This is a genomic window from Streptomyces sp. NPDC012825, assembly GCF_042900925.1.
Classification (GTDB): Bacteria; Actinomycetota; Actinomycetes; order Streptomycetales; family Streptomycetaceae; genus Streptomyces.
Window position 1 is genome coordinate 468114 of the sequence record NZ_JBIBBZ010000003.1, and the last position, 19814, is coordinate 487927.

At 73.4% G+C, this 19814-nt stretch carries 19 protein-coding genes and 1 tRNA gene; 9 read left to right on the forward strand and 11 right to left on the reverse strand.

Features of this window, described 5'->3' with window-relative positions:
* The first annotated feature begins 237 nt into the window (after positions 1 to 237).
* Positions 238 to 1353, forward strand: a complete 1116-nt coding sequence (locus ACFY7E_RS10780) for a hypothetical protein (RefSeq protein WP_389483018.1) — start codon at positions 238 to 240, stop codon at positions 1351 to 1353.
* 122 nt (positions 1354 to 1475) lie between these two features.
* Here the strand turns inward: ACFY7E_RS10780 and ACFY7E_RS10785 are convergent, their stop codons facing one another.
* Positions 1476 to 2216 (reverse strand): SURF1 family protein, encoded by a 741-nt coding sequence (locus tag ACFY7E_RS10785; protein ID WP_389483020.1) that lies wholly within the window; start codon positions 2214 to 2216, stop codon positions 1476 to 1478.
* A 141-nt stretch (positions 2217 to 2357) separates the two neighbouring features.
* Entirely contained in the window at positions 2358 to 4202 is a 1845-nt protein-coding gene (locus ACFY7E_RS10790; protein WP_383436814.1) for a prolyl oligopeptidase family serine peptidase, read from the reverse strand.
* A gap of 62 nt (positions 4203 to 4264) precedes the next feature.
* Here ACFY7E_RS10790 and ACFY7E_RS10795 point away from each other — a divergent pair, with 62 nt between their 5' ends.
* On the forward strand, positions 4265 to 5095 hold the full coding sequence (locus tag ACFY7E_RS10795; protein ID WP_389483023.1) for a class I SAM-dependent methyltransferase: 831 nt from the start codon (positions 4265 to 4267) through the stop codon (positions 5093 to 5095).
* Positions 5096 to 5118: 23 nt separating this feature from the next.
* Here the strand turns inward: ACFY7E_RS10795 and ACFY7E_RS10800 are convergent, their stop codons facing one another.
* Entirely contained in the window at positions 5119 to 6153 is a 1035-nt protein-coding gene (locus ACFY7E_RS10800) for an Lrp/AsnC family transcriptional regulator (protein ID WP_389483026.1), read from the reverse strand.
* 410 nt (positions 6154 to 6563) lie between these two features.
* Between ACFY7E_RS10800 and ACFY7E_RS10805 the strand changes: the two genes are divergently transcribed.
* Positions 6564 to 7907, forward strand: coding sequence for a tetratricopeptide repeat protein (locus ACFY7E_RS10805; protein ID WP_389483028.1), 1344 nt, complete (start codon positions 6564 to 6566; stop codon positions 7905 to 7907).
* 156 nt (positions 7908 to 8063) lie between these two features.
* On the opposite strand, the gene ACFY7E_RS10810 is transcribed toward ACFY7E_RS10805, so the two are convergent.
* Both ACFY7E_RS10810 and ACFY7E_RS10815 read right to left on the reverse strand, forming a co-directional pair.
* The gene (locus ACFY7E_RS10810) at positions 8064 to 8738 is read right to left on the reverse strand and encodes an alkyl sulfatase C-terminal domain-containing protein (protein ID WP_389483377.1); all 675 of its coding nucleotides are present in this window, start codon (positions 8736 to 8738) and stop codon (positions 8064 to 8066) included.
* On the reverse strand, positions 8633 to 8932 hold the full coding sequence (locus tag ACFY7E_RS10815; RefSeq protein ID WP_389483030.1) for a hypothetical protein: 300 nt from the start codon (positions 8930 to 8932) through the stop codon (positions 8633 to 8635). Before ACFY7E_RS10815 ends, ACFY7E_RS10810 begins: the two co-directional genes overlap by 106 nt.
* 168 nt (positions 8933 to 9100) lie before the next feature.
* Between ACFY7E_RS10815 and ACFY7E_RS10820 the strand changes: the two genes are divergently transcribed.
* Positions 9101 to 9382 carry a hypothetical protein gene (locus ACFY7E_RS10820; protein ID WP_383436723.1) on the forward strand — a complete coding sequence of 94 codons (282 nt, stop codon included), beginning with the start codon at positions 9101 to 9103 and terminating at the stop codon, positions 9380 to 9382.
* 55 nt (positions 9383 to 9437) lie between these two features.
* Here ACFY7E_RS10820 and ACFY7E_RS10825 read toward each other — a convergent pair whose 3' ends face one another.
* Entirely contained in the window at positions 9438 to 10499 is a 1062-nt protein-coding gene (locus tag ACFY7E_RS10825; protein ID WP_389483032.1) for a protein kinase, read from the reverse strand.
* Positions 10500 to 10750: 251 nt separating this feature from the next.
* Here ACFY7E_RS10825 and ACFY7E_RS10830 point away from each other — a divergent pair, with 251 nt between their 5' ends.
* Entirely contained in the window at positions 10751 to 11629 is an 879-nt protein-coding gene (locus ACFY7E_RS10830) for a glycosyltransferase family 2 protein (RefSeq protein WP_389483034.1), read from the forward strand.
* A gap of 108 nt (positions 11630 to 11737) precedes the next feature.
* Here ACFY7E_RS10830 and ACFY7E_RS10835 read toward each other — a convergent pair.
* A tRNA-Pro gene (locus ACFY7E_RS10835) sits at positions 11738 to 11811 on the reverse strand.
* A 99-nt stretch (positions 11812 to 11910) separates the two neighbouring features.
* Complete coding sequence (locus ACFY7E_RS10840) at positions 11911 to 12849, reverse strand: metallophosphoesterase (protein WP_389483036.1); 939 nt, start codon at positions 12847 to 12849, stop codon at positions 11911 to 11913.
* Between the two features lie 73 nt (positions 12850 to 12922).
* On the opposite strand from ACFY7E_RS10840, the gene ACFY7E_RS10845 reads away from it, so the two are divergent.
* Complete coding sequence (locus tag ACFY7E_RS10845; RefSeq protein WP_389483038.1) at positions 12923 to 13387, forward strand: GatB/YqeY domain-containing protein; 465 nt, start codon at positions 12923 to 12925, stop codon at positions 13385 to 13387.
* 73 nt (positions 13388 to 13460) lie between these two features.
* On the opposite strand, the gene ACFY7E_RS10850 is transcribed toward ACFY7E_RS10845, so the two are convergent.
* Positions 13461 to 15656, reverse strand: a complete 2196-nt coding sequence (locus ACFY7E_RS10850; RefSeq protein WP_389483041.1) for a transglycosylase domain-containing protein — start codon at positions 15654 to 15656, stop codon at positions 13461 to 13463.
* Between the two features lie 504 nt (positions 15657 to 16160).
* Here ACFY7E_RS10850 and ACFY7E_RS10855 point away from each other — a divergent pair.
* Positions 16161 to 16505, forward strand: a complete 345-nt coding sequence (locus ACFY7E_RS10855) for a WhiB family transcriptional regulator (protein WP_062754170.1) — start codon at positions 16161 to 16163, stop codon at positions 16503 to 16505.
* Positions 16506 to 16615: 110 nt separating this feature from the next.
* Here ACFY7E_RS10855 and ACFY7E_RS10860 read toward each other — a convergent pair whose 3' ends face one another.
* Both ACFY7E_RS10860 and ACFY7E_RS10865 read right to left on the reverse strand, forming a co-directional pair.
* Positions 16616 to 17989: an ArsA family ATPase gene (locus ACFY7E_RS10860; protein WP_389483380.1), complete on the reverse strand. Its 1374-nt coding sequence runs from the start codon at positions 17987 to 17989 to the stop codon at positions 16616 to 16618.
* 77 nt (positions 17990 to 18066) lie between these two features.
* Positions 18067 to 19029: an ArsA family ATPase gene (locus ACFY7E_RS10865; RefSeq protein ID WP_389483043.1), complete on the reverse strand. Its 963-nt coding sequence runs from the start codon at positions 19027 to 19029 to the stop codon at positions 18067 to 18069.
* 147 nt (positions 19030 to 19176) lie between these two features.
* Between ACFY7E_RS10865 and ACFY7E_RS10870 the strand changes: the two genes are divergently transcribed.
* Entirely contained in the window at positions 19177 to 19335 is a 159-nt protein-coding gene (locus ACFY7E_RS10870) for a DUF4177 domain-containing protein (protein ID WP_106969341.1), read from the forward strand.
* Complete coding sequence (locus ACFY7E_RS10875) at positions 19332 to 19802, forward strand: RidA family protein (RefSeq protein WP_383436699.1); 471 nt, start codon at positions 19332 to 19334, stop codon at positions 19800 to 19802. The genes ACFY7E_RS10870 and ACFY7E_RS10875 overlap by 4 nt, the downstream gene beginning before the upstream one ends.
* Positions 19803 to 19814 lie beyond the last annotated feature (12 nt).

Genomic DNA, 19814 nt, shown 5'->3' on the forward strand with positions numbered 1-19814 from the left:
GGCTCCGAGAGCGCTGGAGACGTCGGGGAGTCCGGGGACGCCGGGAAGCCCGGGGAGTCAGAGGGACGTGGAGCGACCGCCGGGGACCACGGTGGCCGTGGGGCGGAGACCGAGGACCAGGGGGAGGCCGGGGGCGGCGGGGAGACCGAGGACCACGGGGGGACCGGAGGCCGTAAGGTCGCCGGGGGCCCCGGGGCCCGTGCCCGAGACGAACGTGACGATCTGAGTGGACAGCGCATGGTGAACATCGAGCCCGGGCCCGGCGAGGGCGGCGGGGACGAGGAGTTGGCGCTGCGGCGGATGCTCCACGGCGCCGTGGAGGGACTGGAACCCTCCCTCGGTTCGCTGGAGCACCTGCGCCGCGCCGTGCCCGCCCGCCGCGCCCGCAAGCGCCAGGCCGTCGTGGGCGCCGCGGCCGCCGCGGTCCTCATCGGAACGGCCGTGCCGGCCTTCGTGCACGTCGCCTCCTCGGAGGGCACCACCACCGCCAGCCCCGTCAACGCCGGCCACGGCGAGGAGGCCCAAGGCGGCACCGGCACCGAGACCGGCGTCGAGGGCGGCCAGAGCGCCGAACCCACCGCGACCAGCGCCTCCCCGAGCCCGGACGGCGGGGAGGGCGCGGCCGACGGCTCCTCCGGAAAGCCGGAACAGCCCGGCGACGAAGCCTCCGGCACGTTCCCGGGGAACGGGTTGGGAGTCGGCTTCGACCGCTGCTCGTCCGGCCGCCTCGGCTCCGGCGGCGCGCAGGCCGGCGCACCCGACGCCGAGGGCAGGGTGTACGGCAGCTTCCGCGTCGTCAACGTCTCCGGCACCCCCTGTGTCGTGGAGGGCGTCGGCGCCGTCGGTCTGGAGGCCCGGGGGGCGGCCGACCCCGGGCGCGTCTCGGTGGTCCGGCACACCTCCGGCGACGCGGGCAGCGGGCTGCCCGACCCCTCGCAGGAGTCCGCCCGGCTCCTCCTGAAGCCGAACGCCTCCTACGAGGTGAAGTTCGTCTGGGTGCCGAGCGAGACCTGTCCGACGACCGGGAGCACCCCCACCCCGACGCCGACCACCCCCGTCGACCCGCCGACCACGACGCCCCCGACGCCCACTCCGACCGAGTCCACGGGCGACCCCGACCCCAGTACGGGCCCGGGATCCGGCGGCACCGGCGGTACCGGCGACAGCCCGGATCCGGGTCCGGCGGCCGACGGCGGCCCGGCGGCCCAGCTGCTCCTGGCGGACGGCGAACCGGCGGACGGCGACGTCGTGGTCAGCCACACGGCGGAGCCCGGCGGCCCCTCGCTGTCGGCCGTCGTCCCCGACGCCTGCGCCGGCACGGTCTACCGCACCGGCCTCCTCATCCCCTCCTGAGCCCGGGGGCCCGGACCACCGGGCCACCCGGACCGCCGGGCCATCCGGACCGCCGGGCCACTTGGACTGCCGGACTGCCGGACTGCCGGACTGCCGGACCGTCCGGCCCGGGGCGTAGGTCCCTACAACCCCAGAGCCGCGTCCCGGGAGGCCTCCGCCTCGCGGCGTACGAGCCGGAACCACATGAAGAGCACGAAGCCGGCGAAGACGAACCACTCCGCCGTGTAGCCGAGGTTCTGGAACGCCTTCGCGTCCAGACCCGTGCCCGCGGCGGCCGCCGCCGGGACCGGCGTGAGCCCGGCGGGGGAGTCCGCGAGGGTGATCCAGGCGTCGTAGACGTCGTCCGTCACCACGTTCACCAGGGACGCCGCGCTGATCATGCCGAGCTGCCCCTCGGGCAGCCCGCCCGCCGCGTTCACGCCCTTCGAGCCCTGGTTCTCCGAGGCCTGGAGCGCGCCCACCACCGTGACCTCGCCGGACGGCGGGACGGGCGCCCGCCCGCCCTCGGGGAGCCAGCCCCGGACCACCGGCAGGGACCGGCCGCCGTCCGTCCGCAGCAGCGTCAGGACGTACGACCCGGTCCGGCCGTCCAGCTCGCGGCCCGGCACGAGGAACTGGTCCCCGAACCGGCCGCGCGCCTCGGCCGTGCGGCCCGACGTCTCCTTGTCCACCGGGAGCAGCGAGTCCAGCGGCTCGGTCCTCGCCGTGCTCGGCGCGGGCCGCTCCTCCGCCTCCTGGTGGGAGTCGACGCGGTCCTCGAACTTGCCCAGCTGCCAGGTCCCCATGAAGACGCAGAACGGGATCGCGAGGAGGACGAAGAGGTTGATCCCCCACCAGCGGGGAGTGTTCAGGAACCGGTACACGCCCCCCACGGTACGCAAGGCCGCCCGGCCCCCCGTCGCCCGGGTGCCCGACCGGAGCCCGACCGGAGCCCGTCCGCCGGATCGGGGGCGGACAGGCCTGGACCGTCCGGGGCCCGACCGGCGGATCGGGGTCGCACAGTCCTAGACCGGCCGGGTCCCCAGGTGCTTCGCGGCGAACGCCAGGTCCAGGGCGACCTGCTTGATCCGCTCCTCCACCACCAGGGAGCCGTGGCCCGCGTCGTACCGGTACACCTCGTGGACCGCGCCCCGGGCCGCGAGCCGCTCGACGTAGTTGTCGATCTGGCGGATCGGGCAGCGCGGGTCGTTGACGCCGGCCGAGATGTGCACCGGGGCCTTCACCTCGTCCACGTACGTCAGCGGCGACGAGGCCGCGTACCGCTCGGGCACCTCCTCCGGGGAGCCGCCCAGGAGCGTGCGGTCCAGCGCCTTCAGGGCCTCCATCTCGTCCTCGTACGCCGCCACGTAGTCCGCGACCGGCACCGCCGCGAGACCGACCGCCCAGGCGTCCGGCCGCGTGCCCAGGCCGAGGAGGGTCAGATAGCCGCCCCACGAGCCGCCGGAGAGGACGAGCCGCTCCGGGTCCGCGAGCCCGCTCGTCACCGCCCACTCCCGGACCGCCTCGATGTCCTCCAGTTCGATCAGGCCGACCCGGTGCTTCAGGGCGTCCGTCCACTCCCGCCCGTATCCCGTCGAACCCCGGTAGTTGACCCGCACCACCGCGTACCCGTGGTCCAGCCAGGCCGCCGGGCCCGACGCGAAGGCGTCGCTGTCGTGCCAGGTCGGGCCGCCGTGCACCTCGAAGACGGTCGGGAACGGACCCTCGCCCTCCGCCGGGCGCTGCACGAGCGCGTGGACCCTGCCGCCGGGCCCCTCCACCCACACGTCCTCCACCGGCAGCGACGGCGGCGCCTTCGGGCCGGGCGGGTCGAGGACGACCCCGCCGTCCGTGGAGCGCACCACCGGCGGCTCGGCGGCCGAGGACCACAGGTACTCCACGGAGCCGTCCGGCCGGGCCGTCGCGCTCGACACCGAACCGGCCGGGGTCTCCACCCGGACCAGGGCGCCGGTGGCGATCTCGTACCGCCACAGCTCGCTGCGGGCCTCGTAGCCGTGCACGATCAGCAGGCCCGAGCCGTCCGGGTACCACTCCGCCGACACGTCGCCCGGCAGGTCGAGCCGCAGATCGGTCTCGGCACCCGTCGCCACGTCCCACAGCATCGGCTCCCAGCGCCCGCGCCGCTGGTGGCCGACGAGCAGCCGGGTGTCCCCGGCGGCCGGGGCGAAGCCGAGGACCGTGAGGCCCAGCTCCTCCGTGCCGCCCTTGGTGTCGTCGAGCTCCGCGACCGCGCTCCCGTCCGAGGCGCGCAGGACCCGGAGCGCCGAGTGCATCGCGTCCCCGTGCTCGGTGTGCTCGACCGCGACCAGCGAGCCGTCGTACGACAGGTCGCCGACCCCGGCCGACTCCCGGTGCCGGTAGATCTCGACCGGGGCGCCGCCCCCGGGCCGTACGAGATGCACCGTCGAGCCGTCCTCGTCGGTGGACCGGCCCACCACGACCGTGCCCTCCCGGCCGATGGCGAGGCCCGCCGGATAGGAGGGGGCCAGGTCCGGCACGGCCGGCTCGTCCGCGCCGCCCGCGAACGGCTGCCGCATCCACACCCCGAACTCGTCCCCGTCGGTGTCCGCGAACCACCAGACCCACTCGCCGTCCGGGGACAGCGTCCCGTCCGTCGTGCCGTTCGGCCGGTCCGTGACCTGCCGCTGCTCCCCGGTCGCCCGGTCCCACGCGTACAGCTCGTACGTCCCCGTCGCGTTGGACACGAACAACGAGCGGTCCGGCGCCTCCTCGGCCCACTCGGGCAGGGAGACGCGGGGCGCGCGGAAGCGCTGCTCCCAGACGGGCGCGTCGGGGTTCTCGGAGCTCTGGGGACTCTGGGGGTTCTCACTCTCGGTCATGGCACCCATCATGCTCCGGGCGGCGGACAACCGGGTCGCGTGCTCCGCAACCTGTGGATAACCTCGCCGACATGTACTCTCCGACCCCCGAGGACTGGCGCGAGGCCAACCGGGCGCGCTGGGACGAGCGCGTCCCGATCCACGCGGCCGGTTCCTTCTACGACCTCGACGCCTTCCGCGCGGGCAAGGACGCCCTGCGGGACTTCGAGCTCGCCGAGGTCGGGGACGTCACCGGGCGGACCCTGCTCCACCTCCAGTGCCACATCGGCCTGGACACCCTCTCCTGGGCCCGGCGGGGCGCCGCCCACGTCGTCGGCCTGGACTTCTCCGAGCCGGCCGTCGAGACCGCCCGCTCGCTCGCCGCCGACCTGGGCCTCGCGCAGGACCGGGCCGCCTTCGTCGCCGCCGACGTGTACGACGCGGCCGAGGCCGTCCCCGACAGCTCGTACGACGTCGTCTACACCGGCGGCGGGGCGCTGTGCTGGCTGCCCGACATCGAGCGCTGGGCGGAGACCGCCGCCTCGCTCGTCGCCCCCGGCGGCTTCCTCTACCTGGCAGAGTTCCATCCGCTGACCGACTCGCTCGACGACGAGACCGGCAGCCGGATCGTCCACGACTACTTCGTCCGCGACCCGTGGGTGGACACCACCCCGGGCACGTACGCCGACCTCGACGCCACCACCGTCCACAACCGCAGCGTGGAGTGGGTGCACCCGGTCGGCGAGGTCGTCACGGCGCTCGCGCGGGCGGGCCTGCAGATCGAGTTCCTGCACGAGCACGACGTCTCGCTCTTCCCCCGCTACGGCACGCTGCAGCGGCACGAGGACGGCTACTACCGCTTCCCGGCGGACCGCCCCCGCGTCCCGCTGATGTACTCCCTCAAGGCGTCCCGCCCGGCCTGAGGCGCCCCGGGCCCGTCACGGCCTCAGGCCGCGTCCCCCGGGCGCACGTGGTGCGTCCGGCGGCCGTCGGGGCCCAGGACCTGCGCCCCAATCTTGTGCGTGCGCAGGGACAGCGAGGTGCCCGTGATCCGCAGCGCCGGCGCGGCCCGGACGAGCGCCGCCGTCACCTCGTGCAGCTCGTCGACGGTACGGAGCCACATCGCGAGCGCCAGGTTGTGCGGCCCGGTGACCGAGGTGACGAGCCGGGTCTGGCGCAGCCGGCCGAGCGCGGCGACCGTCTCCGGCACCTCGACGGGCGGGATGTCCGCCATCACGAGGGCCCACACCGGGCGCCCGGAGAAGCGCGGCGCGGGCAGACAGTGGTGGTGGAACGCGCCGGTCGCCGTCAGGACGTCCAGCCTGCGCCGCACCGTCGACTCGCTCGTACCGCACTGCCGGGCGAGCTCGGCGGCGCTCCGGCGGGCGTCCCCCGCCAGCTCCGCGACGATCCGCCGGTCGAGGTCGGTGACGTACGGGTACGCGCGCGCGTGGGTCCTGCCCTGCTGCTTTCCGCTCGTCAGCTCCGTGAGGAGCTGGACCTGTCCGGGGGCGAGCCGGTCGATCCGCGACCGGTACGGGCGGTTGTGCAGCCGCGTGACGACCTGGGCGCGGCACCTGACCACCCCGGGCAGGCGCCGCACCCGGCCGGCGAGGTAGCCGTCGAGGGCGTAGAGGTCGGGGGAGGCGACGAGCAGCACCAGGTCGGCCTCGCCGGTCACCTGGTGGACGCCGAGGGTGCAGGGGTCCTCCGAGAGCTCGCCCGCGGTGGCCTCGATGTCCCCGGCGACGCACTCCAGCTCCACCCACGCGTACAGGGTGGCTTCCTTGCCGCGCCGGGCGGGGAGCAGGGAACTCCAGGCGTAACCCTTGGCGTTGAGGTGCTCCCAGCGCCGGGCGAGGGTGTCGGGGCTCGCCTCCAGGACGGCCGAGAGCTGGGTCCAACTGGCGCGCGGAGCCATCTGCAGTGCGTGGATCAGCGCCAGATCCGCCTCTCCAAGGACGGATTCCCCGGTATCCATGTGCCTCCTTGGCCGATCCCCGGAAAACCCCACCCATGGGTTCCGGGGCGCCCCAGGATGTGCACCGGAGCACGTGCATTCAATCCCGTGACGACGGCCTCCGCCACGTCGTCGGGCACAATGCGCGGGCACGGCGGTCCGTGACGTCCCCACGCGCGCGCGTGGGTCGGGACGAGCAGGGAAGGGCGGGGATGAGGAGGCACCTGCGGGGGAACGGACGTCCGTCCGGCCGTCCGGCCGGAGGACCGGACGCCGGCACGACCGGACAGGTCCGGAGCATCGGACACGTCGGGAACAGCAGGAACGTCGGGAGCGCAGGGAGCACCGGGAACGGCGGGTGCGTCGGAGGCGCCGGAGGCTTCGGGACCGGTGGCGGCCCCCCGGAGGCCGAGCTGCTGTGGGGCGAGCCGGTGACCGCAGGTCAACTCGCCGCCGCCGAGAGCGGATACGCCCGCTGCGGACCGGAGGAACGGCTCCTGTGGGAACGGCTCTCCGTCTTCGAGGGCGCCTTCGGCCGGGACGCCGTCCGCGAGGTGTGCGCCTCCGGCACGCTCCCCCCGGCCTTGGTCCCGGCGGTTCTCGACCGGCTCGCGCCCCTCGCGCTCCTGCCCGTCGACGACCTCTTCGACGGTGAGGAGGAGGCGCCCCGTTACTGGATGCCGCACCCCGTGCGCGCGGTGGGCGCCCGCAGGCTCACCGAGCGCGGCGACCGCCGGTCCGTCGTCCTGCGCCACCGCAGGTGGTGCGCCCGGCTCGCCCGGCGGGCCGCCGACCGGTGGCAGAGCGGCCGGCAGCTCGACGCCCGCGATCTCGCCCTGCGGGAACTCCCGGACCTGGCCGCCGCCATGGACCCCACGACCGCGCCGCTGTCCCCGAACGCCGAGTCCGGCACGGCCGTCGAGATCACGGTCTCCCTGTGGTTCCTGTGGGTGGTCTGCGGACGGGTCGCCGAGGGCCGGACCCGGCTGCGGCACGCCCTCGCCCTGCACCCCGGGCCGCCGCCGGCCCGCGCCCTGTGGCTCGCCGCCCACCTGGAGCTGGAGGCGGGCCGTCCCGAGGACGCCGACCCGCTCCTCGTCCAGGCCTGGGCGGCGGCCGTACGGGACGGCGACGACCGGTGTCTGGGCCTGCTCGCGCAGCTGCGCGGCTCCACCGCCCTCCACCAGGGGCGCACGCGCGCGGCGGCGGCCGAGTTCCGGGAGGCGCTGGCCCTGACGGAGGGGCCCCCGGACTTCGGCCCCGGCCGCGAGGCGGGCTGGGCGGGGCTCGCGCTCGCCCTCGCCCGCACCGACCCGGAGGCGGCGCAGGAGGCCCTGGACCGGCTGCCGCTCGAACGGGCGGGGCGGCGGGCCTGGGCGGGTCGGGACCTGTGGGCCGACGCGTGGGCGCACCACGCGCGTGCCGAGCTCCTCGCCTGGGACGGGGAGCGGGGGAGGGCCGTCGACCACGCCCGGCGGGCGCTCCGCGGCCATCTGGCACTCGGCTCGGCGGCGGGCGCGTCCTGCGCGGCCGAACTCCTCGCGGAGCTGCGGATCACGACCGGGCGGCCCGTCGCCGCCGCCCACGTCCTGGGCGCCGTGGACGTGCTGCGGTCCTCCGTCTTCGGCGAGGAGTACCGCCCGGCGGCCTCCAGCGCGGCGGCGCGGCGGCGCAGCGACCGGGCCCTGCGGGAGGCGCTCGGCACGGAGGAGCTGTGCCGGGCCCGCGAGGAGGGCGCGAGCCTGGGCCTGTTCGCCCTCTCCGAGGAGCCTTAGGAGCCCGGAGGAGCCGGAGGGAGGGGTCCGAGGAGCCGGAGAAAGCCCTAGGGGGCCTCAGGGGGCCCTGCCCAGGGGCCGTCCGGGCCCTGTCAGGGGACCTCTCCGGGTCCTCTCAGGGACCTCCGGCGTCTTCCCCGGTGCCCTGCCGGGTAGTTACGGGGTGACGATCGGGAACAGCGGATCGGGCTTCGTCACGTACGAGAGGAGGCGGGCGAACAGGGCGGGGTCGCCCTTCACACCGACCCCGAGCTCCCCGGGCCCCTTCCCGGCGAGCAGGCCGAGGAGCTGCTGCTTGGACAGGGTCAGGGTGAGCCCGGCGGGCGTCCGGGGTTCGGCGACCGCCCGGTGGGTGAGGGCGCCGTTGTGCAGGGTCAGGCGCCGCCGCCCGCCCACGGGGTCGTCCGTCAGGACCAGGTCGACGGTCAGGTCGTCGTCCCGGGCGCGCGGCCCGTCGATCGCGACGGCGACCGAGTCGATCAGCATGGGGACGGTGAGGGCCGCCGCCATCTCCGGGTTGGTCATGTCGACCATCTCGCCGCTGATCCCCTCCCGGAGCTCCTGCGCCGAGGTGAGGTAGAAGTTGCGCCAGGGGCCGTTCTCGGAGCCGTGTCCCAGCCGCTCGTAGACCGAGGCGAGCGCCTCCTTGGCCTCCTCGTGCACCGCGCTCGCCGGCCGCTCCTCGCCGACGGGGACCTCCGGCGCGGTGGCGAAGACCAGGTGGTTCAGAAGGGTCGCGGCGAACCGCAGGTCGCCCTCCTCTTCGGCAGGTCGAGGCCCCGCACCTGGTAGATCCCCTCGGTGACCTCGTAGAGCCCCTGCCGGGCGCAGAGCCGCGACTGGCGCCAGAGGCTGGGGTGCGCGGTGTCGGGGCAGTCCGCCTCCAGGAACCGGTAGGCGTCGCCGTCCCAGACGGTCCGCCCGGCGGCGTCCGTGACCGTGCCGGGGACGAGGGCGGCGAGGAAGCCCCGGTCGGCGTCGTCGAAGTCCGTCGTGTCCTCGAACGGGGGGAGGGTGTCGCTCATGGGCGGGGTGCTCCGTTCCGCGCGGGCGGCGCTCGCCTTACCGGTACGTGATGATCCATGCCGATATGTACCGATCCATCTGACCACCGGACCCCGGGACCCGCACGCCGGAACGGGAAGGGCGGAAGGCCCGTGGCGTGCCTACCCTGGGTGGTACGGAGGTGTCCCATGGGACGACGGCACCACTTCCACATCGACCACCTCGGGCACTCGGTCTCCGTGACCGTGGAGACGGGTCACTCGGCGGTCGTCGACGTCCTCGTCGACGGCAAGGAGACCGCCCGGGTCGGGATCGGGCACGAGCGGCAGGTCGCGCTCCCGGTCGAGCTGCCGGCCGACCCGCCGACGACGGTGACCGTGAGGGTGGCCGCGGGCCCCGGCGTACCGCGCTGTCTGCTGATCCCGGCGGGCGAGGGGGACCCGCTGGTGATGCCGCCGAGGGCGTACTGAACGGCCGCGCCCGGGGCCGTACGGACGGGAGCCGGGGCCTCCATGCCGACGGGCCTCAGGAGAGCCAGGCCATGCCGATGACCAGGAAGACCACGAAGGCGATGGCACCGGCCACGGCGGCCGTCTTGCGCGGACGGCGCCGGGAGAGCTCCGCGAGCCCGCCGCCGGCGGCCGGGCGCTCGCGGCGACGGGAGGCGGGCGCGGCGGCGACGGGCCCGGTCGTCGGCGGCGGGGTGGGAGCGGACACGTGCCGGGGCATGGGCGCGGGCCCGGTGTGGTGCCGGGGCGCCGGAGCGGTGTGGTGCTGAGGTGCTGGGGCGGCGGGGGCCCGGTGGTAGGACCGCCAGGCGCCGGAGGAGAACCAGTCGGCGATGGCCTGGGCCGGGGGACGCTGCTCCGGCTGCTTCGCGAGCAGGCTCAGCAGGTACGACTCGAACTCGGGCGGCAGCGCGACCCCGAGGTGCGCGGGCGGCGCCGGCGGGGTGTCGATGTGCTGGTACAGCAGGGCGGTCGCGGTGTCCGCGCGGAACGGAGGTCTCCCGGTGAGCAGTTGGTAGAGCACGCAGCCCAGGGAGTACACGTCGGAGGCGGGCGAGGCGGGTTGTCCGAGGGCCCGCTCGGGGGCCAGGTAGAGGCCGGTGCCCACGATCTGACCGGTCGTCGTGAGTGCGGCGGAGGGGTCGTCGACGAAGCGGGCGATGCCGAAGTCGGCCAGCTTGACCGTCCCTTCGGCGTCGATGAGCAGGTTCCCCGGCTTGATGTCCCGGTGCACCACGCCCTGCCGGTGCGCGGCCGCGAGCCCGGCGGCGGCGTGCGCGGCGACCACGGCGACCCGCTCGGGCGGCAGGACCAGGGGATCGGAGGGGCTTCCGGCGAGGCTGTCGCCCTCGACCAGCTCCATGACGAGGAACAACTTCCCGTCCCACGTGCCGAAGTCGAAGACGCCCACGACGTGCGGGTGGCTCAGCCGGGCGGCGGTCTGCGCCTCCAGGCGGAACCGGTCGCCGGCGGAGGGGTCGGCCGCGTTCGCCAGCATCAGCTTCACGGCCACGGCCCGGCCGAGGACCTCGTCGGTGGCCTGCCACACCTCGCCCATGCCGCCCCGGCCGATACACACGTGAAGCCGATATCGGTCCGCGACCAGCACCTGGAGACCACCCTTTCGAAGATCGATCAACCTGACGGAAGAGAACCAGCGTAGAGCCGCGCGGCCGCGCTCCTCGCCGCGCTCCCCCTCCGAACGCCCTCACGGTGCACGACATCTGTGGCGCGGATGAACGGAAGGTGTCGGTGTGCGGCTAGCATCGCGCCCGAAAAGGCCTTCGAGGCTCTTCGAGGACCTTCGGCGAACAGGGAACGGAGCGGACCGTGGCGCGACCGCGCGTGGGTGTGGCGGTACTGACGATGGGCACGCGCCCGACCGAACTGCGGGCGCTGCTCGACGCCGTGGCGGACCAGGACGAGCGGGCCGCCCGGATCGTGGTCGTCGGCAACGGCACGGGAACGCTCCCGGAGCTGCCCGAGGGCGTGACCGGGGTCGAACTGCCGGAGAACCGGGGGGTGACGGGCGGCCGGAACGTCGCGCTCGACACGCTCCGCGCCTTCGGCGACGTGGACGTGGTGGTGGACCTCGACGACGACGGTCTCCTGGTCGACCGGGACGTCTTCCGCCGCCTCGCGGACCTGTACGACGGGGATCCGGCGCTCGGCGTCGTCTCGTTCCGGATCGCGGACGAGACCGGCGAGACCCAGCGTCGCCACGTCCCGCGCCTCGGGGCGAAGGACCCGCTGCGCGGCGGCGAGGTGACCACCTTCCTCGGCGGCGGCCACGGCCTGTCCATGCGGATGCTCGACGAGATCGGCGGCTGGCCGGAGGACTTCTTCTTCGCCCACGAGGAGACGGACCTGGCCTGGCGGGCCCTCGACGCGGGCTGGAAGGTCGTCTACGCGCCGGAACTCCTCCTCCAGCACCCGAAGACCAGCCCGGCCCGGCACGCCGTCTACCACCGGATGACCGCCCGCAACCGCGTCTGGCTGGCCAAGCGCAACCTCCCGGCCCCCCTCGTCCCCGTCTACCTCGGCGTCTGGACCCTCCTCACCCTGGCCCGCACCCGCTCCCTCCCGGGCCTCGGCGCCTGGCTCGCCGGCTTCGCCGAGGGCGTCCGCCGCCCGGCGGGCCCCCGCACCCCGATCCGCTGGTCCACGGTCCTGCGCATGACCCGCCTGGGCCGCCCGCCGGTGATCTAGCCGGCCCGGGGGCGGGCTGCGGCCCGCCCCCACGGCCACCCACCCGGGAACGAGAACAGGTCAGGCGGTTACTGGATCCAGTAACCGCCTGACCTGATATTTCGGCTGTCGGGGTGGCGGGATTTGAACCCACGACCTCTTCGTCCCGAACGAAGCGCGCTGCCAAGCTGCGCTACACCCCGATGTCACTGCTCTGCGTGTTCACGTCGCGGCGACATCGATTACTTTAGCCCACGCGCGCGCTGAGGCGAAATCCGGTATCCGGGGGCGCCGCCCCGGGGTCAGGAGCGGGCCGTCAGGGTGAGGAGGGTGGCCTCCGGGGGGCAGGCGAAGCGGACCGGGGTGTAGCGGTTGGTGCCGCAGCCCGCCGAGACGTGCAGGTAGGAGGTGTGGCCCCCGGCCGTGTGGGTGGAGAGGCCCCGTGCCCGGTCCGTGTCCAGGTCGCAGTTGGTGACGAGCGCCCCGCGGAAGGGGACGCGGAGCTGGCCGCCGTGGGTGTGCCCGGCGAGGACCAGCTCGTACCCGTCCGCCGTGAAGGCGTCCAGGGAGCGCAGGTACGGGGCGTGGACCACGCCCACCGTGAAGTCGGCGTCCGGGTCCGGTCCGCCCGCCACCCGCTCGTACCGGTCGCGCTTGATGTGCGGGTCGTCCAGGCCGGTGAACGCCAGCTCGGCCCCCGACAGCTTCAGCCGGCCCCGGGTGTTGGTGAGGTCCACCCAGCCCGCCGCGTCGAAGGCGTCCCGCATCCCCTCCCAGGGGTTGTGGACGACGCCGACGGCCGGCTTGTTGCCGTTGAGGCCGTGGCGGCCCTGCGCCTTCTCCAGGAGGTAGCGAGCGGGGTTGCGCAGCTTCGGCCCGTAGTAGTCGTTGGAGCCGAAGACGTACACGCCCGGGAACTCCATCAGCGGCCCGAGCGCGTCCAGGACCTCCGGCACCGCCTCGGTGTCGGAGAGGTTGTCGCCGGTGTTGACGACGAAGTCCGGGCGGAGCCCGGCGAGCGACTGGAGCCAGGCCCGCTTCTTGCCCTGCCCGCTCACCATGTGGATGTCGGAGACCTGGAGGACCCGCAGGTCCCCCATGCCCCGGGGGAGGACCGGGACCGTCACCCGGCGGAGCCGGAAGGAGCGGGCCTCGAAGCCCGCCGCGTAGACGAGTCCGGCCGCGGCCGTCGCCGTGAGACCTGCCGTGATCTTCAGAGGGATCCCGTACCGTGCGCGCATCCCCCCATCGTCGCAGACCCGTGCGGGGGAAATGCGCGGGCGGTGGGGAGGCCGCACCTGCCACACTTGGGTCATGACCACGCTCAAGGCGAAGCTCCAGGACGACCTCAACGCCGCGATCAGGGAGCGCGACGAACTGCGCTCCTCGACCCTGCGGCTGACCATCACCGCGATCACCAAGGAGGAGGTCGCGGGCAAGACGAAGCGCGAGCTCTCCGACGACGAGGTGCAGAAGGTGATCGCCAAGGAGGCGAAGAAGCGCCGCGAGGCGGCGGAGGCCTTCGAGCAGGGCGGTCGCCCCGAGTCCGCCGAGCGGGAGCGGGCCGAGGGCGTCCTCCTCGACGCGTACCTGCCGAAGCAGCTCGGTGACGAGGAGCTCGACGGGATCGTCGCGGAGGCCGTCGAGGAGGCGAGGGCCGCGGGCGCCGAGGGGCCGCGCGCCATGGGCGCCGTCATGAAGATCGTGAACCCGAAGGTGGCCGGCCGGGCCGAGGGCGGCCGGGTCGCCGCCGCCGTGAAGAAGCTGCTCGCGGGCTGACCCGCGGAGAACGCACGAGAGAGGGCGCCCCCGTCGTGGGGGCGCCCTCTCTCGTCGTTCGGCGGGGCCGGTCTCAGTCGAACAGGCCCGGCGGGAGCGTGATCCCGGGGATGTTCGGCTTGCGGTCACCGGGCTTGTTCGGCTTCCCCGGCTTGTTGGGGCCCTCGTCCCCCTCCGGCTCCTTGTCCTTGGGGTTCTCGGCCCGGGGGACGGAGACGGGGGTGAAGGACGGGGTGTCGCCGGCGTCCAGCGCGCCCGTCATGGCGATCCGCCAGATCGGTCCGGGAAGGCAGCCGCCGCAGACCTTGTCGTAGTACTGGCCGCCGATGGTGATGTCGTGCATCGGCTTCTGCTCGCCGACGTCGTCGCCGACCCAGACCGCCGTGGAGAGGTTCGGGGTGTAGCCGACGAACCAGGCGTCCTTGCGGTCGTTGGTGGTACCGGTCTTGCCCGCGTTGTCGCGGTCGCTCAGACCGGCCTTCGTGCCGGTGCCGTCCTCGACGACGCCCTTCAGCATCTGGTTGACCGTGTCGGCGGTCCGGTCGCTCATCGCCCGCGTGCACTTCGTCTGCGGCACGTTGAGCTTGTCGCCGTTGGCGGCCTTGATCGACTCGATGGCGACCGGGGTGCAGTACAGACCGCGGTTGGCGAAGGCCGCGTAGGCGGACGCCATCGCCAGCGGAGTGCTGACCTGGCTGCCGAGGGTGAGCGCCGGCGTCACGTCGAGCGGCTTGCCGTCACCGCGCGCGTACCCCAGCTTCTGCGCCATCTGGGCCGTCTCGCACAGACCGGCCTGCTGCTCCAGGAGCACGAAGTAGGTGTTGATGGACTTGCTGAGCGCGCTCGTCATGTCCCAGGAGCCGGCCTCGGACTCCAGCTCGTTCTCCGGCTCCCACTCCCTGTTGCCGCCGGGGGCGCCGGTGCAGTCGCGGAAGGTGTTCTCGTTGACCTTGATCTTCCACGGCGTGGTGTACGACTGCGCCGGGCTGATGCCCTTCTCCAGGGCCGCGGCGGCGGTGAACGGCTTGAAGGTCGAGCCGACCTGGAAGCCGTACGTGCTGCCGCCCATCCGGTTGCTGACGGCGAGGTTGAGCGTCGTCTCGTTCTTCTTCGGGTCCAGGCCGTACGGGCGGGACTGGCCCATCGAGAGGATCTTGCCGGTGCCGGGCTGGACCTGCACCACCGAGGTGGCGACCGGGTCGTCCTTGTTGACCTTCGCGATGGCGGCCTCGTTGGCGGCGGCCTGGGCGCGCGGGCTGAGCGTGGTCCTGACGGTGAGGCCGCCCAGGTTCCACAGCTTCTGGCGCTCCTCGGACGTCTTGCCGAAGACCGGGTCGCTGAGGATCGTCTTGCGGACGTAGTCGCAGAAGAAGCCGGCGCCGTCGACGGCGGTGATGCAGCCGTTCTTCGGGGTCTTCACCTTCAGCTTCAGCGGGGCGGCCTTCGCCTCGTCCGCCTCGGCCTGGCTGATGTCCTTCACGTCGGCCATCCGCTGGAGGACCACGTTGCGGCGCTTGGTCGCCTCCTCGATGTCGTTGATCGGGTCGTAGCGGCTGGGCGACTGCACGAGGCCGGCCATCATCGCCGCCTCACCGAGGGTCAGGTCGGCGGCGTGCTTGGAGAAGTACCGCTGGGAGGCGGCCTCGATGCCGTACGCCTGCTGACCGAAGAAGGTGATGTTGAGGTAGTTCTCCAGGATCTTCTTCTTGCCCAGCTCCTCCTCGACCTGGATCGCGAACTTCAGCTCGCGGACCTTGCGGCCGATGGTCTGCTGGGTGGCCTGCGCGACCTTCTCGGGGTCGTCGCCGGCCTCCTCGACGAAGACGTTCTTCACGTACTGCTGGGTGAGCGTCGACGCGCCCTCGGAGACCCCGCCGGACTGCGCGTTGCGGTTGATCGCGCGCAGCACGCCCTTGAGGTCGATCGCCCCGTGCTCGTAGAAGCGCCCGTCCTCGATCGCGACGATCGCCTTCTGCATGTACGGGGACATCTTCTCGATCGGGACGACCGTCCGGTCCCGCGAGTACACCGTGGCGATCAGACCGCCCTCGGAGTCGAGGATCTTGGTGCGCTGACTCAGCGGCGGGGTCTTCAGATTGGAGGGGATCTCGTCGAACCCCTCGACCGTGCCCTTCGCGGCCAGCCCGAGTGCCCCGGCCGCGGGCAGGGCGATGCCTGCCAGCACGGCTCCGGCGAGCACACTGACACCGAGGAATTTGGCGGCCTGCTGGGTCCCGGTCAGACCACCGCCCGAGCGCTTCTTTGCCATGGGGGGCAGCCTAATCCGTAGACATGAGCGAACAGCGGGAGCGGGGGCCCCTCGGAGCGTTCGGGTACCGGACCGTGACATCCGGGCACGCGCGTGCCGAGGTTTCCATTCGCCGGACACGCGCCCAGGCCTTGGCCTAAGCTGCTCACAACTGTCACAGCAGTGCGGTCCGACAACAAGGCCCGGTTGTGACGTCGGCATGAATTTCCGTGACCCCGAAACACGGGAAGCTCGTGTCCGATTCCGGCACATGCGTCACGCGGCGTCCCAAGTGACACCGCCGAGGAAGGGCATATCCGCGAGGTATGTCCGTTACCCCACGCATGTCCATCGATCACTCCCCTGGGTGATCTGACGCGCACGCATAGTCCGTTCGGGCCATTCAAGATTGGGCCCGAAGGGGGTGTTGCGCTGTGCCCACCTTCCGTAACGTCCCAACTGGCAGCGGTGAATATGCCGCTGCCGCCGTGGGGGAGCCTCGATTCGGGAGAGGACGGCGCCGGTATGGGCTGGGTAGCTGACTGGAGTGCGCAGGCGGCCTGCCGCACTACCGATCCGGATGAACTTTTCGTGCAGGGAGCGGCGCAGAACAGGGCGAAGGCGGTGTGCACCGGATGTCCGGTGCGGACCGAGTGCCTCGCCGACGCCCTCGACAACCGCGTGGAGTTCGGCGTGTGGGGCGGCATGACGGAGCGCGAGCGCCGCGCCCTGCTGCGCCGGAGACCGACCGTCACCTCGTGGCGCCGGCTCCTGGAGACCGCGCGCACGGAGTACGAGCGCGGAGCGGGCCTGCTGCCCGTGGCGATGGATGACGACGCGACGTACGAGGAGTACGCGGCGGTCGGGTGAACGCGCCGGGGCGTACGCCCCCGACGCGCGGAAAACGCTCCGGGCGATCCGGAGAGGGCTCCGAAGATCCGGAGAGGGCTCCGGGACGATCCGGAGAGGGTGGCGACGGCTCAGGCCGAGGGCGTTCGTCCGCCCGTGAGCCGGTCACCGATGGCCCGCAGCCCGGCGAGGTCGTGCACATCGTCGGGCAGGGCGGCCACTTCCGCCACCGCCACCTCGGGGTGGCGCGCGGTGAAGCGGTCGCGCGTGCGCTGCTCGCGCGCGAGCACCCGCATGCGCTCGGCATGCAGCCGCAGGAGTCCCGCGGTGAGATGCCGTACGTCTACGGCGTCGTCCGCATCGTCGTCGTGTGAGTCGCGTGCGTCGCGTGCTTCAGGTGCGTGGGCGTGCTGTGCGGCCGGATCGGTCGTGGCCGTGGGGGCGGCCTCGGATCCGGTGGGTGCGGCAGGTGTGGAAGATGCGGCGGCGGTGGCGAGTGGGGACGGCTCGGGGTCGGTGGCCGGGGAGCCACGCTGACCAGTCTTCCCGTCCCCCTGATCCACAATGCGACCCTCGTCAAGATTTTCCGCCGCGGCCCGCGCCCGCTCCGCCGACAGACCGGCGGCCCCGCTGCCGTGCACGCGGTTGAGGACGAGACCGGCCAGCGGCATCCGCTCCGCGGCCAGCCGCTCCACGAAGTACGCGGCCTCGCGCAGCGCGTCCCGCTCCGGCGTGGCCACCACGAGGAAGGCCGTGCCCGGGGCCTGGAGCAGCTTGTACGTGGCGTCGGCGCGGGTCCGGAAACCGCCGAACATCGTGTCCATCGCCGCCACGAACGTCTGCACGTCCTTGAGGAACTGACCCCCGAGCAGCTTTCCGAGCGTCCCCGTCATCATCGACATGCCGACGTTGAGGAACTTCATCCCGGCTCGGCCGCCCACCTTCGCCGGGGCCATGAGCAGCTTGATGAACTTCCCGTCCAGGAAGGACCCGAGCCGCTTCGGCGCGTCCAGGAAATCCAGGGCCGACCGGGACGGCGGGGTGTCGACGACGATCAGGTCCCACTCGTCCCGCGCCCGGAGCTGGCCCAGCTTCTCCATCGCCATGTACTCCTGCGTACCGGCGAACCCGGCCGACAGGGACTGGTAGAAGGGGTTCTCCAGGATCGCCCGGGCCCGCCCGGCGTCCGCGTGCGCCTCGACGATCTCGTCGAAGGTCCGCTTCATGTCGAGCATCATCGCGTGCAGCTCGCCGCCGTCGGAGCCCTTGATCCCCGCCACCCTGCGCGGGGTGTTGTCGAGGGAGTCGATCCCCATCGACTGGGCGAGCCGGCGGGCCGGGTCGATGGTGAGGACGACGACGCGCCGCCCGCGCTCCGCCGCCCGCACGCCGAGCGCCGCCGCCGTGGTCGTCTTGCCGACCCCGCCCGCGCCGCAGCAGACGATGATGCGGGTGCCCCGGTCGTCGAGCAGCGGGTCCAGCTCCAGGACGGGAGCGGTGTCGATCCCGACGGACGCGGTCGTTCCGCGCGCGCCCGGACCGGCCGCCCCGCGCGCCTCCGTGGCGGTCGCCGTCTTCTCCGTCACGCGCCCACCCCTTGTCTCCGCAGTTCCTTCGCCAGTCGGTAGAGCCCCGCGACGTCTCCCCCGTCCCCCAGGTACGGAAGCTCGTGGGCGGGGACGCCGATGCCGTCCAGGACGGCGCGCTGCGTCCGCTCCAGCTCCACCCGCCGGGCGTGCTCGGCCGCCTGGTCGAGGAGCGGCTCGACCAGCTTCGCGGAGCCCGTGACGCCGACGGAGGCCAGGGTCTTCGCGATCGCCTCCCGGTGGTCGCCGGAGGCGGCCCGTACCGCCGCGGCGTCGAGGACGTGGGGCCGGACCATGTTCACCACGATCCGCCCCACCGGCAGTTCGGCCGCGCGGAGCTCCGCGATGCCGTCCGCCGTCTCCTGGACCGGCATCTCCTCCAGGAGGGTCACCAGGTGGACCGCCGTCTCGGGGGACTTGAGGACCCGCATGACGGCCTGCGCCTGGTTGTGTATCGGGCCTATCCTGGCCAGGCCCGCCACCTCGTCGTTGACGTTCAGGAAGCGGGTGATGCGGCCGGTGGGCGGCGCGTCCATGACCACGTGGTCATAGGTCGGGCGGCCGTCCTTCTCCCGCCGCCGGACCGCCTCGCACGCCTTGCCGGTCAGCAGGACGTCCCGTACGCCCGGCGCGATCGTCGTCGCGAAGTCGATCGCGCCGAGCTTCTTCAGGGCCCGCCCCGCGCTGCCCAGCTTGTAGAACATCTGGAGGTAGTCGAGGAGCGCGCGCTCGGCGTCGATCGCCAGCGCGTACACCTCCCCGCCGCCCGGGGCGACGGCGATCTTGCGCTCCTCGTACGGAAGGGCCTCCGTCTCGAAGAGCTGGGCGATGCCCTGCCTGCCTTCGACCTCGACGAGGAGGGTCCGCTTCCCCTCCGTCGCGAGGGCGAGGGCGAGGGCGGCGGCGACCGTCGTCTTACCGGTACCGCCCTTGCCGCTGACGACCTGGAGCCTGCTCACGCTGTCGAGCCTAACCACTGGCGACCGCGCCCAATCAGGAGGCCGCCCCCCAGAACCCCCCTAGGGTCCGCTTCGGGGTCGCCCCGGGAGGCCTCCCGGGGAGCCGCCTCGGAGAACCGCTCCCCGGCAGCGGATACAGTCGGGCCCATGACCAAGTGGGAGTACGTCACGGTGCCGCTTCTGGTGCACGCGACCAAGCAGATTCTGGACACCTGGGGCGAGGACGGCTGGGAGCTCGTCCAGGTCGTGCCCGGGCCGAACAACCCCGAGCAGCTCGTGGCCTACCTGAAGCGGCCCAAGTCGTGAGCGGGGCCGTCGAGGCGAAGCTCGCCGAGCTGGGCCTGACCCTGCCGGAGGTCGTGCCGCCGCTGGCCGCGTACCAGCCGGCCGTGCAGTCGGGCGTGTACGTCCACACCTCGGGCCAGCTCCCGATGGTGGCGGGCAAGCTTCCGGTGACCGGCAAGGTCGGCGCCGAGGTCACCGCCGAGGAGGCCAAGCAGCTCGCCGCCACGTGCGCGCTCAACGCCCTCGCGGCCGTGAAGTCGGTCGCCGGTGACCTCGACCGCGTCAAGCGCGTCGTGAAGGTCGTCGGCTTCGTCGCCTCCGCCGCCGACTTCACCGGGCAGCCGGGCGTGATCAACGGCGCCAGCGAGCTGCTCGGCGCCGTCCTCGGCGAGAAGGGCGTGCACGCGCGCAGCGCCGTCGGCGTGGCCGTGCTGCCGCTCGACGCCCCCGTCGAGGTCGAGGTCCAGGTCGAGCTGACCGAGGCCTGACCGTGCCGCGGG

What these genes read in the sequence shown, in the direction of transcription:
- ACFY7E_RS10795 (WP_389483023.1), top strand. Translation starts at nt 4,265, where the DNA reads ATGTACTCTCCGACCCCCGAGGACTGGCGCGAGGCCAACCGGGCGCGC.
- ACFY7E_RS10790 (WP_383436814.1), bottom strand. Translation starts at nt 4,202, where the DNA reads ATGGGTGCCATGACCGAGAGTGAGAACCCCCAGAGTCCCCAGAGCTCC.
- ACFY7E_RS10870 (WP_106969341.1), top strand. Translation starts at nt 19,177, where the DNA reads ATGACCAAGTGGGAGTACGTCACGGTGCCGCTTCTGGTGCACGCGACC.
- ACFY7E_RS10815 (WP_389483030.1), bottom strand. Translation starts at nt 8,932, where the DNA reads ATGAGCGACACCCTCCCCCCGTTCGAGGACACGACGGACTTCGACGAC.
- ACFY7E_RS10840 (WP_389483036.1), bottom strand. Translation starts at nt 12,849, where the DNA reads ATGCGCGCACGGTACGGGATCCCTCTGAAGATCACGGCAGGTCTCACG.
- ACFY7E_RS10850 (WP_389483041.1), bottom strand. Translation starts at nt 15,656, where the DNA reads ATGGCAAAGAAGCGCTCGGGCGGTGGTCTGACCGGGACCCAGCAGGCC.
- ACFY7E_RS10820 (WP_383436723.1), top strand. Translation starts at nt 9,101, where the DNA reads ATGGGACGACGGCACCACTTCCACATCGACCACCTCGGGCACTCGGTC.
- ACFY7E_RS10780 (WP_389483018.1), top strand. Translation starts at nt 238, where the DNA reads ATGGTGAACATCGAGCCCGGGCCCGGCGAGGGCGGCGGGGACGAGGAG.
- ACFY7E_RS10800 (WP_389483026.1), bottom strand. Translation starts at nt 6,153, where the DNA reads ATGGATACCGGGGAATCCGTCCTTGGAGAGGCGGATCTGGCGCTGATC.
- ACFY7E_RS10855 (WP_062754170.1), top strand. Translation starts at nt 16,161, where the DNA reads ATGGGCTGGGTAGCTGACTGGAGTGCGCAGGCGGCCTGCCGCACTACC.
- ACFY7E_RS10845 (WP_389483038.1), top strand. Translation starts at nt 12,923, where the DNA reads ATGACCACGCTCAAGGCGAAGCTCCAGGACGACCTCAACGCCGCGATC.